The following is a 12264-nucleotide window of genomic DNA, read 5'->3' as shown; positions in this document are numbered from 1 at the left end:
AGATAAATTTATGTGAGAAATCGAGGGGACTACAAAAATTGTGTCCACCTCGATTCAGAATATGAAATGATTAAGTTATCAATCAGAACCTAATTGTTTCTGAATTACAGCTGTTATCTTTTCTTCCCAAGCCGGATCATTTAATTGTATTGCAGCATCGCTATGACGAGATTTTCGTCTATCCATGTAAGCATAAAAGGCTTCTTTATCATCCTTATGGTTGATAAAGTAACTCTTTAGCTCTTGGTCGCTCATTGCTGCATAGTTTACATTATTCATGGTTTCATACTACAAGATTTTACGATCGCACCTACATAATGTGAGATTTAGCAGTAAGTGCGAAGATATTTTCTGTATGTCGTAAAATTCTTACTATAAAAAACAATATATTTAAAATATGAGCGATTCACAAACTTGGTATATTGTCAAGCGTTCTGCTGGAAATTGTGAAATTATCCCTAGCGACCAAGTTGGCAACGATAATCTAGAGATTATAGAACAGTGGGGGCCTTTTAGTTCGCAAGAAGAAGCGATCGCTCGACGTGTCGGACTCATTAGGGCTGGAAAGTGCCAACCAGTTTAAGTTAGTAGTTAGAAGTTGATAGTGACGGTCTTTATTTCTAACTCCTCACTATTCACTCCTAACTTTATTCCTAACTCTTCATTTTTCTGCCGTAGGTGTGCCCTTTTCAGCAATTTTTTTACCTATCACTTCCACCGCTTTAGCGAATTGAGGGTCTGCAAGAGTCGCGAGTTTGTCACGTTCATGCAGCCACAAATCCTCCATCTGCTTTTTGCTCAAATCCACTTTCACATCTGGCGAAATGCCTTTGTGATTGATATCTGTACCATTGGGGGTATAGTAATGAGCAATTGTCACCGCTAATCCTGAACCATCTTCTAGGGGACGCACCGATTGCACTAGTCCCTTACCAAAGGTTTGAGTACCGACCAAAGTAGCACGCTTATTATCCTGCAAAGCTCCTGAGAGGATTTCACTGGCACTAGCGGAACCTTTATCTACCAGCACCACCAACGGTTTATTTGTTAAGGCTTTTCCGTTTGCCTCTTCCTTTTCTGCCTCTCCTTGGCGTTCAACAGTGGAGACAATCTTACCTTTATCTATCCACATCCGGGCGATATCTACGCTGGAGAAAAGTAAGCCGCCTGGATTACCACGCAAATCGAGAATATATCCAGCTACCTTTTTGCTTTCTAAATTTTTGATAGCGGTTTGCATTTCTTTACCAGCATTGGCACTGAACTGGTTCAAGCGAATGTAACCAAGATTGCCTGCTGGAGTTTTCTTTTCAGAAAACTTAACTGGATGGATTTCAATTCGCGCCCGTGTAATATCAAATTGTTTTATCTGTTTGTCGCGTTGAATAGTCAAGCTGACTTTCGATCCTGCTTCACCTCTAATCAAGGATACTGCCTGGTTAGTATCCATCCCCTTAGTATCTTTGCCGTCAATTTTGAGGATGATATCTTTTGCTAAAACACCAGCTTTAAAGGCTGGTGTATCTTCGATTGGCGCAATTACAACCAATTGCTTGGTTTTTTCATCTTGACTAATGGTGATCCCAATCCCTGTTAATTCTCCAGAGGTATCCACCTGCATATTCTTGAATTCCTCTGGACTCATAAACCGGGTGTATGGGTCATCTAGCTTTTTCAGCATTTCCCGAATGGACTTATACGCATCCTGGGGATTACTGTAGGACTTGCTCAAGTATTCCTTACGAACAGCCTGCCAATCTACCTGATTAAAAGTACCGTCGACATATTGGCGCTGAACAATTTGCCAAACTTCATCTACTAATTCTTTAGGACTTGCTTTAAATAAAGCCTGACCTCGCGAATGAATGCCAAGGCTAGTAACAGCGATCGTGGAGAGTGTAACTGCCGTAGCACCCAAAACAAGCCTATTTTTTGTAATCACCATAATGACAGCTGCGTCAGAGGGAAAATAATATAGTCAGTATGCTCAATCTAACACAGGCTACCACTGTACAGACCGAGTATGTATCCTTAATTTAAACAAAATACTTGACAATCCGGCGACCTTGATGGTTAAAAGATACAAAGTTTTTGGGTATGGGGCATTGAGAAGAGACAAGGTAGACAAGGAAGAGGGGGGAGATAAGGAAGAGACTTATTTAATTATTCACCCTTGTCCCCCTTGTCCCCCTTGTCCCCTTCCTCCTCTGCTCCCTTTATGGATCTACCCAGCGTTCATCTGCCTTAATCAGGTTAATTAATTCCTCTACACCTTTATCTTCTGGGACTTTTTTAATTTCTTCTCGACCACGATACAAAGAAATATAACCAGGTGTTTTACCAACATACCCATAGTCGGCATCTGCCATTTCTCCGGGGCCATTGACAATACAACCCATCACTGCAATATCTAGTCCCGTTAAGTGTTTAGTGGCTTCCCGGACTTTGTGCAGTACTTCCTCTAGATTAAACAAAGTGCGTCCACAAGAAGGACAAGCGACGTATTCCACCATCGTTTTTCGCAATCCCAAAGCTTGGAGAATGCTGTAGCAGACGGGAATTTCTTTTTCTGGTGCTTCTGTAAGAGAAACGCGAATTGTATCGCCAATGCCATCAGCAAGTAAGGTAGCAATACCAGCCGTGGATTTAATTCGCCCGTATTCGCCATCACCAGCTTCGGTAACGCCTAAATGTAACGGGTAATCCATACCCAGTTCATCCATACGCTTGGCGATGAGGCGATAGGCGGCCACCATCACCGGGACTCGTGAGGCTTTCATGGAAACTACCAAGTTGCGGAAATCCAAAGATTCACAAATGCGGATGAATTCTATAGCAGATTCCACCATTCCTTCGGGGGTGTCACCGTAAGTAAATAGCATTCTCTCAGCCAGGGAACCGTGATTTACCCCAATTCGCATCGATTTTCCTTGATCGCGCAAAGAAACTACTAGAGGTTCTAAGGTTTCGCGGATTTTATCGCCAATTTCGTCAAATTCGCTTTTAGTATACTCAGTGCGATTAATGTTTGGCTTTTCAAACACATACAAGCCTGGATTAATTCGTACTTTCTCTATGTGCTTGGCAACTTCCACGGCGATTTTTAGCCCGTTGTGATGAACATCAGCCACAATGGGTACGTCTTGGTAAGTTTTTATTAATTTTTGTTTAATTTCCCCTAAAGCTTTAGCATGAGCCATACTCGGCACTGTGACGCGGACAATTTCGCAGCCTATTTCGTGCAGACGACGAATAGCAGCTACGGAACCATCAATATCAAGAGTGTCTTCGTTAATCATTGACTGTACTACAACGGGGTAGCCGCCGCCAATAGTGACATTTCCCACCTTTACAGGGCGGGTTTTACGCCGCTTGATAGTTGTATCAAAGGTAGGTTGGCTTGATGTAGTATTTGAAGTATCTACTATGGGCAGAGTTTGCATAACCTGATTAGGTAAATTTGCTGTCGTTAAAATATCAGATTTGATAAATCTCTGTTTCCCAGATTGCCACAGCTAGCGCCTTTTTGGACGATTAATATAGAAAAAAATGGAAAACAACACAAGCAAAGAAAAAAAGAGCAATTGAGGAGTTTTGCTCATTTGTAAAGATATATTACTTAAAAGATTTTAAGTGAGTAGCTTGAGTGCGATCGCCTTATTACTGAGTTATCAATATTACTTATAATCCAGGAACGCCATGACCCAATCTGCAATACTTGTAATTCACTCAATTCCTGATAGTGCAGCTTTCATTACAACTATACTCTGTGAGTATCCAATTCCTAAGCCTCATAGGTGTAAGTGATGGAAATTAATACAAATGGTGAATAAATTATTGATCGTCATCATCAAAAGTTAATTCGTCATTATCTAAATCTAATATATAATCAATCTCTTCAGCATCTTCAACCTTATGTAGTTGATTTTCTTCAATTCTTTTTTCTGGCATAATAGTGTTGCATAAGATAGCGCCCTGCAAGTCTGTATATCTCAAATAAGTATCTCGCAAGTCTGTATTTGTGAGGTTAGCATTCCTTAAGTCTGTGTGTATTAAGTTAGCACCTCTTAAATTACTGCCACTCAGATTTACACCTTGCAAGTCAAGATTCCTGAGATTACAACCGCTAAAATCTAGTCCACTTAAGTCAGCACCGGGATATATGCGAATTACACCTGGTGGATCATTTGCTGCTGTGTCTTTAAAACCATCAGAATTATAGTAAATAGCGTCAGTTAAATTTGCTCCACAGTTATTTATTTCATTGGTATCGTCAACATATAAAACAGTACGCTTAAGATAAACTTTTTTCAGATAATGCTTAAATTTGACTACAAACCAACTATCAATATTTGCTTTTTCCCAATTAGTATCACTGAGATTTACACCCTGCAACCCGATTCCTCTTAATAGAGCTTGACTCAAATCAGCACCAGTTAAATTAGAACCTTCAAAAGATGACTGAAATGCATCGATACCTCTCAAGTTAGCACCTGTTAAATTGCATCCATCAATTCGAGTATGATCTAGGTTTACTCCACTGAGGTTAGCTTCTTGCAAGTTGCTACAAGTGATGTCAGCATAGCCTAACTTGACATTACTTAAATTCGCCTTGCTGAGGTTGACACCATACAACTCAACACCTTTTAGTTTGACACTACTTAGGTCAACTCCTGAAAAGTCTCTCTCACCTGCGGTATAGCGTTTGAGTAATTCATCACGGTTCATAAGAGCGATAACTTCGTTAAGCTTTGCTAACGCTAAATTTATTTAATAATACAAATATACTATGAAGTCAGGAAGATGAGGAGCGATCGCTCCTACTACCAGCTAAATTAGACTTATCATCAAATTCTTTGACGCCAATGCTAGAAAAAACATCTACATTCCAGAAAGCCATAGAAGCGGTAGAAGCATTAGATCCAGAAGCTCAGGCTATTCTTGTAGATATTATCCAAAAGCGCCTTAAACAACAGCGACGGCATGACTTATTAAAGGCGGTTGCAGAAGCTCGTGAAGCCTATGCTAAAGGTGAAGTACGTAGTGGAACTGTTGCTGATTTAATGGCGGAGTTAGATGATTGATGCAACTGCTTTGGAGTGCAAGATTTATTCGAGATTTTAAGCGTTTAGCCCGTCGAAACCCGCAATTACGCTCTTTGGTTGAGCAAACATTACAACAGCTTGCTGAAGAGCCGTTTTACCCTAGCTTGCGTACTCATAAACTTAAAGGGGATTTATTGGGTACATGGGCTTGTTCCATAGACTACAACAATCGGATTCTATTTGAGTTTGTTCCTCATCCCGATTCTGGGGAATTAGTAATTTCTTTGTTGACTTTAGGTTCTCATGATGATGTTTACTGAGGTAACACTAGACTTAAGAAAATTTGGGAATTGAAATCATAGATGTTATTACAGAATAAAAGCGGCTGTAATTATGAACACCCAAATAACACCCCAACTACCAATTCCTCCACACTTTAACCCCGATAAAGTCGGCGAAGTCTGGCGCGTACCTTACCAAGAACGTGCCGCCGAAGGTGAAATCTGGGCAAAACAACACAATATCAAACCTGCATCTTTAGATAAAACTCGTATTTGCCTACTGTTAATTGATGTCCAAAACACCTTCTGCATCCCTGGATTTGAATTATTTGTAGGTGGAAAATCCGGTCATGCGGCGGTGGATGATAACGTCAGATTATCTGAGTTTATCTATCGAAACTTGGGAGTAATTACAAAAATTGTACCTACTCTAGATACCCACACAGCAACGCAAATTTTCCATCCGATCTTTTGGGTGAACGCTACGGGAGAACATCCAACTCCAGCAGCGACTAGCATTACACCAGCAGATATTGAAAAAGGTATTTGGAAAGTAAACCCAGCAGTTGCTAACAGTGTTACTAATGGAGATTATGAATTATTAGAAAAACACGCTTACCATTACCTTAAAAAACTTAGTCAAGATGGGAAATATCCCCTCACAGTTTGGCCTTATCATTCTATGTTGGGTGGTATTGGTCATGCTTTAGTTTCATCAGTAGAAGAAGCGATATTTTTCCACGGCATGGCGCGTCAGAGTCAAACGCAATTTGAAATTAAAGGTGAAAATCCTTTAACAGAAAACTATTCCATTTTACGTCCAGAAGTGTTGGAAGATTTTGAACAACGTCCACTCGCTCAAAAGAACACGCGCCTGATTAAACAACTTTTAGAATATGATGCAGTAATTATTGGTGGTCAAGCTAAAAGTCACTGTGTCGCTTGGACAATTGACGATTTATTAACAGAAATTAAACAGGTAGATGCTACCCTTGCTAAAAAAATCTATCTGTTAGAAGATTCCACTTCCCCCGTTGTTGTCCCCGGTGTTGTGGACTACACAGAACAGGCAGATGCAGCATTTAAAAGGTTTACAGAGGCAGGAATGCACATCGTCAAATCTAGCGAAAACATAGCATCTTTTTTTTAACGCAAAGGATCGCGAAGGTTTCGCAGAGTAACACAGAGATTTCCTCTGCGTTTCAAAACGAACTTTATTTTTTCAAATAGCCCTTTGGATCTTCTGCTACCCAACCCAGAGATGAACTAGAACGCACTTCAAAATGCAGGTGCGGTTGAATGGAACTTGGTTTTCCACTAGTTCCTACTGTTCCCAGTAAGTCTCCTTTTTTGACTTGCTGGCCGACAGTAACTTTGATGCTGTCAAGCTGGGCGTAGCGGCTTTGAAGTCCACCACTGTGGTTAATAATGACCAATTTGCCGTAAGAACCTTGATCGCTGGCAAAGGCTACAGTTCCAGGGGCGATCGCTAGTACATTACTACCAACTGGTGCCAATAAATCAACACCACTATGGAAGAAAACTTCACCTGTCCCAGGATTTATTTGCCAGCCGTAAGCTAATCCTAAAGTTGCTACTTGTGCTAAGGGATATCCAGACAAAGATGCACGGTTTGGTGTACCTGGATCGGTAGGTAAAGGGGACTTAGTTACAACACCATTAGGCGACCAATTTACCCCCGGAACAAACACGATTCTGGGGTTTTGTTGGCAGCCATTCACCTCAAACAGGCTATCAGCACGAACTTTGTATTGTGCAGCCACTTGTCGCCAAGTTTGACCGCGAGGCACTTCGACTACAATCCCATTGTAGGGAGGAATCTGAAGCACACTACCAACAGCGGCAGGTGCACCGTTCTGCAAAGCTGGATTCATGCCAATAATAGTTGTCGGAATGAGATTGTAGCGCTGCGCTATACTCTCCAAAGTTTCGCCACGAACAACTTTATGACGTTGGAAGCGAGATAGGGCTGGAGTTGAGCAACCACTTACAGCAGCGTTAGCACTGTTTGAGTATGGCAGTATGCTTACTAGGCCCAAGGCGCTTAAGCTACAGAGAAATAGTTGACGAAAGGGTAAAGTCATGTATAAAGGTCAAGAGCGCATTAACTTTAGATTTTAGATGGGAAGAATGGGAATTGGGGAGCAGGGGAGCAGAGGGGCAGAGGAGCAGAGGAGCAGAGGAGCAGGGGAGCAGAGGGGCAGAGGAGCAGGGGAGCAGGGAGCAGGGAGCAGGGGGAGAATAACTCTAACTCATTACTCATTACTCATTACTTAGTACTCCCAATCCCCAATCCCCAATGACAAATTCCCAATCCCTAATTTCTCGTAAATTGATCTGTCCACTTGCCGTTCGCTTGACTACACTTAGAAATTAGCAACTGCATTGCTGTTCTTGAGCAAAACAATTATGAAGTTATCCTTAAAGCAACTGGCGGTTTATGTGTTTTTACTGGTAATTGGCGGTGGTGCAGGTTTGTTTGGCAGTCGCTATTTCATTCCCCAAAATCGCTCGTTCCAACAGCTAAAAAATGTAACAATGGCTTCGCCTCCAGAATCCGTAGTTCCGAATTCTCCTAACGGAGCTATTGGGCTTACTGGTGGCGACAACGTGAATTTTATTGCGACGGCAGTGCAAAAAGTTGGCCCGGCTGTAGTCCGAATTAATGCGACTCGCAAAGTAGCCAATCCTATCTCTGACGCTTTGAAAAATCCCATCTTGCGGCGATTCTTTGGAGAGGATGACCAACCAATTCCTCAAGAACGCATTGAGCGCGGTACAGGATCGGGATTTATTGTGAGCGATGATGGAGAATTACTCACCAACGCTCATGTAGTAGCAGATACAGATACAGTGCAAGTTACCCTCAAAGATGGTCGCAGTTTAGAGGGGAAGGTGGTAGGAGTTGATTCTGTGACAGATGTGGCGGTAGTGAAAATAAAAGCGAATGATTTGCCGACGGTAAAACTGGGCAATTCGCAAAACCTGATCCCAGGGCAATGGGCGATCGCTATTGGCAATCCTCTGGGTTTAGATAATACTGTCACTATCGGTATCATCAGCGCTACCGATCGCACTAGCACTCAAGTTGGTGTTCCCGATAAGCGAGTCAGCTTTATCCAAACTGATGCCGCAATTAATCCTGGTAATTCTGGTGGCCCCTTATTAAACGCCCAAGGCGAAGTGATTGGCATTAACACTGCCATTCGCGCTGATGCTCAAGGACTTGGTTTTGCCATCCCCATTGAAACCGCCGCCCGCATCGCTAATGAACTTTTTACTAAAGGACGCGTAGAACATCCCTTCTTGGGTGTTGAAATGGCAGACCTTTCTCCCATCAGAAAACAGCAGATTAATCAAGAAAATCAGCTAAATATTCAACAGGATGCTGGAATTGTGATTAAAGGAGTCACAGATGATTCCCCAGCAAAGCGTGGAGGACTGCTTCCTGGAGACGTGATTCAAAAAATTAACGGGAAACCTGTCAAAACTTCAGCCCAAGTTCAGAGGCTGGTAGAGTCGAGCAAAGTTGGAGACATAATAGCGATCGAAGTCAATCGCAGCGGTAAAGTTCAAACCTTCAAAGTACAATCAGGAGCTTATCCTGAAAAGAAGTAGTCAAAATAATTCGTAATTCATAGAGAGCGTCATTTTGAATTACGAATTAGTCATTATTTGGTCAATAATCCCAAAATCTTTGACTACTGACTATTAATTATTGACCATTAGACAAATGCTCTAACTGCATTCTTTGTTCCATCTGGCGCAGAAAATACCCCGTCATCATTGCCGACGCTAGAAGTCCAGCTAAATTCTCCCGATCTGTTGTGATTTGCACGTTGAAATTTTCTGCCGGGAGCATTCCCACTAGCCCTTGGACATTTTGCGAGATGATTTGTTTAATTTCGGGGCTGGCGGACTGAGCAACCCTAGCTAAAACATCAGGAGACTGATGCTGTAGATATTTGAGTAACTGATTAGGGTATTCCTCAGAGTGGTCGGAAAGAAGTTGATTAGGGTGTTCCTCGGAGTTGTCATTCAAAAAGTCAGGATTAAACACCATTGGCAGTTTTATTTAGCTTAATTGCTAACTCTACTCTAAACCATAGTACAAGAGTAGCGCATTCACCACGGGTATAAGTCTAGAGGAGGGGAGTGGGGCAGAAGAGGCAGGGGGCAGGGGGCAGGGGGCAGGGGGCAGGGGGCAGGGGGCAGGGAGTAGAGGAGAAAGAGGTAATTTTTATTCTTCCCCGTGTTCCCTATTCCCTATTCCCTATTCCCTATTCTCTACTTGCCACTGCCTTTAGTTCTAGTTCTAGTTCTAATTGTTCTTCCTTCTGACTTGTAGAAAGTATTTGTGGAAGTTGTTCGATTTGGAAATACTGATGAAATTTTGGGGTTACTTGGAGTGAGTAGGAGCGAGAATCGCTGTCTCGGCGTTTGCGGATGAAACCAAGTTCAACGAGTTCTGGGACGTGCTGATATACTCCTGAACCGCGTAGGTTAATCAAGTCGCTTTGGAGTATGGGACTATTAAGGGCGATCGCTGCCAAAGTTCGCAATGCACCTACACCCAATTCTACTGGTATCATCGTTTGCACTAAATCATGAAAGTCAGACCGGAGTTGCAAACTGTAACCATCTGGAGTTTCTACTACCTCTAGGGCACTATCTCGGTGGGCATAGTTGTCCATTAGTTCAATTATGCCTTCTTTGACAGTGGCGCGATCGCACGCGGCATACTCGGCGATTTCGCCGAGCGACAAGGGTTTACCCTTTAAATAGAGAATTGCTTCTATCTTCGTCGCTGTGGCTGTAATCATTTAGTCATTAGTCGTTAGTCATTAGTCATTAGTCACTTGTACTGAGCGTAGTCGAAGTATTGGTCATTAGTACATGACAACTAACAATCAACAAGTGTGTGGCATTATATCCTAAATTGTCAAAATATTTTTTGACTATTTCAAATTGGGCATTGGGCATGGAGAAGAGACAAGGTGGACAAGAAAGAGGGGGGAGACTTGGGAGAGACTTGTTCAATAAATTGCCCCTTGTCCCCCTTGTCTTCCTTGTCTCCCCTGCCCCCTGCCCCCTGCCCCCTGCCCCTCTGCCTCTTCATAAGCCTCTACTGGTGAGAATAAATTCTGCGATCGCTAAATCTTGTGGAGTGGTCACTTTTAAATTTGTCTCTTCTCCCTCGACAATTCGGACTTCGATGCCACACTTTTCAAATAAGGCGGCGTCGTCGGTTACTTCCCAACCTTGACGGACTCCTTCAGCATGGCACTGTTTCAACAACTTGACATCAAATCCTTGGGGAGTTTGTGCCGCCCATAGTTGTCGTCTGTCGGGTGTCTCTTGAATTATGCCTTGTTCATCAACAATTTTGATGGTGTCTTTGACGGGTACACCAGCAATTAAACCGGGACAGTGGCGAATGGCCTCGGCACAAGAGTTAAATAAATCTGGTGTTACCAGGCATCTAGCACCATCGTGAATCAACACTTGTTCTGCGGCTATTGGCAGAGATTGCAAGCCATTGTAAACAGATTCTTGGCGGGTGGAGCCGCCTTGAATTAATTCTACTGGTTTAGTCAGCTTTAGATCGGCAATAATTGCTTTGAACTCTGGCCAATCGCTAGACTGAGAAATAATCCCGATCCAACTGATTGTACTGGCGGCTTCTGCGGCTAATAAAGTCCAAGCAATAATTGGTTGCGATCGCACTTCTAGAAGGAGTTTATTGCGGTTACTCCCCATTCTTTTTCCGATTCCCGCAGCTGGAATTAGTAAATACACAGAATTCCTCAATCTTTAAGCTATATATTTTCCCCTAAAATAGGGAGCGAGTAAGCGTCAATAAATATTATGCGAGTAGTAGCCCTTGTACCTGGCGGAATTGGCGACCAAATTCTCTTCTTTCCGACTCTAGATGACCTGAAGCGCCATTACCCTGACGCTCAGATAGATGTCGTTGTTGAACCCCGGTCAAAGGCTGCCTACCGAGTGAGCAAATCAGTTCACGAGGTGCTGAACTTTGATTTTAATGACCGTAACAGTCTGGCAGATTGGGGTAATTTAGTGGGGACAATTCGCGATCGCGAATACGATGTTGCTATTATTGTTGAGCAAAATTGGTTGGTAGGTCTTTTACTCTGGTTGACGGGAATTCCTATACGTATTGGCTACCAAGGCAAAGGATCGGGTTTTCTTACCCATACTGTGCCGTTTAAACCATCCCAATATGTGGCAGCAGTATATCACGACTTGCTGCAACCGTTGGAAATAAATAGCCCTGTCCCAGAGTTAGCAGTAAATGTACCAAAACCAGATATTGAGTGGGCACAAAACGAACAAAAACGTTTAGGGGTTCATGAAACAGGCTATATCTTGATTTATGGCGGTTCTGGCCAGTTATTACAGGCTAAAGAACTAGATAAAATCTACCCTGTCGAGAATTGGCAGCAAATTATTCAAGCCTTCCAACAAAAGCAGCCCGATCTGCCTGTGGTGGTTATTAAGGGACTTGATGATGAGCTGTTTGTGCGATCGCTTCTGGAGTCTTCTCCAGATATTAAGGTGACTGCCCCAGATGATATTGGTAAGTTAACTGCCATAATTGCTGGGGCAAATTTGATGTTATCTACTGATAGCGCGGCACTACAGCTAAGTGTTGCAGTCCAAACTTATACCATTGCCATCTTTGGACCCAGCAATCCAGCTAAGTTGTTGCCGAAAAACGATAAATTCCTAGCTATTGAATCCCTTACGGGAAAAACGGCGGATATTTCACCAAACACAGTTTTAGAGAAAATTTGGGGTGGCTAAACCAGTAGTTTTCCCAAACTTAGATACCTAGAACAGACAGTAAGCCTCAAAACCTCTCTCTTTACAGGAGAGAGGTGAATGTATATTGC

At 42.7% G+C, this 12264-nt stretch carries 14 protein-coding genes; 6 read left to right on the top strand and 8 right to left on the bottom strand.

All coding sequences use genetic code 11. From position 1 onward, the window contains the following. Positions 1 to 78: 78 nt before the first annotated feature. The gene (locus tag NSTC731_RS05340) at positions 79 to 279 is read right to left on the bottom strand and encodes a DUF6887 family protein (protein ID WP_445629927.1); all 201 of its coding nucleotides are present in this window, start codon (positions 277 to 279) and stop codon (positions 79 to 81) included. A gap of 118 nt (positions 280 to 397) precedes the next feature. On the opposite strand from NSTC731_RS05340, the gene NSTC731_RS05335 reads away from it, so the two are divergent. Continuing rightward, positions 398 to 583, top strand: coding sequence for a DDE transposase family protein (locus NSTC731_RS05335; RefSeq protein WP_445629926.1), 186 nt, complete (start codon positions 398 to 400; stop codon positions 581 to 583). Between the two features lie 78 nt (positions 584 to 661). Here NSTC731_RS05335 and ctpC read toward each other — a convergent pair whose 3' ends face one another. The 3 genes from ctpC to NSTC731_RS05320 form a co-directional block, all read right to left on the bottom strand. Then, positions 662 to 1945, bottom strand: a complete 1284-nt coding sequence (gene ctpC, locus NSTC731_RS05330) for a carboxyl-terminal processing protease CtpC (RefSeq protein ID WP_445629925.1) — start codon at positions 1943 to 1945, stop codon at positions 662 to 664. 271 nt (positions 1946 to 2216) lie between these two features. Further along, positions 2217 to 3443 (bottom strand): (E)-4-hydroxy-3-methylbut-2-enyl-diphosphate synthase, encoded by a 1227-nt coding sequence (gene ispG, locus NSTC731_RS05325; RefSeq protein WP_445629924.1) that lies wholly within the window; start codon positions 3441 to 3443, stop codon positions 2217 to 2219. 391 nt (positions 3444 to 3834) lie between these two features. Next, complete coding sequence (locus NSTC731_RS05320) at positions 3835 to 4728, bottom strand: pentapeptide repeat-containing protein (RefSeq protein WP_445629923.1); 894 nt, start codon at positions 4726 to 4728, stop codon at positions 3835 to 3837. A gap of 137 nt (positions 4729 to 4865) precedes the next feature. Here NSTC731_RS05320 and NSTC731_RS05315 point away from each other — a divergent pair, with 137 nt between their 5' ends. The 3 genes from NSTC731_RS05315 to NSTC731_RS05305 all read left to right on the top strand — a co-directional run bounded on the left by NSTC731_RS05315 (position 4866) and on the right by NSTC731_RS05305 (position 6476). Beyond that, the gene (locus NSTC731_RS05315) at positions 4866 to 5084 is read left to right on the top strand and encodes a hypothetical protein (RefSeq protein WP_445629922.1); all 219 of its coding nucleotides are present in this window, start codon (positions 4866 to 4868) and stop codon (positions 5082 to 5084) included. After that, entirely contained in the window at positions 5084 to 5365 is a 282-nt protein-coding gene (locus NSTC731_RS05310; protein WP_445629921.1) for a type II toxin-antitoxin system RelE/ParE family toxin, read from the top strand. The genes NSTC731_RS05315 and NSTC731_RS05310 overlap by 1 nt, the downstream gene beginning before the upstream one ends. A 73-nt stretch (positions 5366 to 5438) precedes the next feature. Beyond that, positions 5439 to 6476, top strand: a complete 1038-nt coding sequence (locus NSTC731_RS05305) for an isochorismatase (protein ID WP_445629920.1) — start codon at positions 5439 to 5441, stop codon at positions 6474 to 6476. A gap of 64 nt (positions 6477 to 6540) precedes the next feature. On the opposite strand, the gene NSTC731_RS05300 is transcribed toward NSTC731_RS05305, so the two are convergent. Further along, positions 6541 to 7431, bottom strand: a complete 891-nt coding sequence (locus NSTC731_RS05300) for a LysM peptidoglycan-binding domain-containing M23 family metallopeptidase (RefSeq protein ID WP_445629919.1) — start codon at positions 7429 to 7431, stop codon at positions 6541 to 6543. Between the two features lie 325 nt (positions 7432 to 7756). On the opposite strand from NSTC731_RS05300, the gene NSTC731_RS05295 reads away from it, so the two are divergent. Next, positions 7757 to 8965 (top strand): HhoA/HhoB/HtrA family serine endopeptidase, encoded by a 1209-nt coding sequence (locus NSTC731_RS05295; RefSeq protein ID WP_445629918.1) that lies wholly within the window; start codon positions 7757 to 7759, stop codon positions 8963 to 8965. A 97-nt stretch (positions 8966 to 9062) separates the two neighbouring features. Here the strand turns inward: NSTC731_RS05295 and NSTC731_RS05290 are convergent, their stop codons facing one another. From NSTC731_RS05290 to ispD, 3 genes are all read right to left on the bottom strand, one after another. After that, a complete protein-coding gene (locus NSTC731_RS05290; RefSeq protein ID WP_094347414.1) occupies positions 9063 to 9410 on the bottom strand; it encodes a DUF760 domain-containing protein in 348 nt (115 codons plus the stop codon). 217 nt (positions 9411 to 9627) lie between these two features. Next, positions 9628 to 10170 (bottom strand): SMC-Scp complex subunit ScpB, encoded by a 543-nt coding sequence (gene scpB, locus NSTC731_RS05285; RefSeq protein ID WP_322710665.1) that lies wholly within the window; start codon positions 10168 to 10170, stop codon positions 9628 to 9630. Positions 10171 to 10462: 292 nt separating this feature from the next. After that, positions 10463 to 11146, bottom strand: coding sequence for a 2-C-methyl-D-erythritol 4-phosphate cytidylyltransferase (gene ispD / locus NSTC731_RS05280; RefSeq protein ID WP_445629917.1), 684 nt, complete (start codon positions 11144 to 11146; stop codon positions 10463 to 10465). 69 nt (positions 11147 to 11215) lie between these two features. Here ispD and NSTC731_RS05275 point away from each other — a divergent pair, with 69 nt between their 5' ends. Beyond that, positions 11216 to 12175 carry a glycosyltransferase family 9 protein gene (locus NSTC731_RS05275; RefSeq protein WP_445629916.1) on the top strand — a complete coding sequence of 320 codons (960 nt, stop codon included), beginning with the start codon at positions 11216 to 11218 and terminating at the stop codon, positions 12173 to 12175. Positions 12176 to 12264 lie beyond the last annotated feature (89 nt).

Source organism: Nostoc sp. DSM 114167, assembly GCF_052692655.1.
This window is presented reverse-complemented; position numbering and strand designations above follow the sequence as displayed.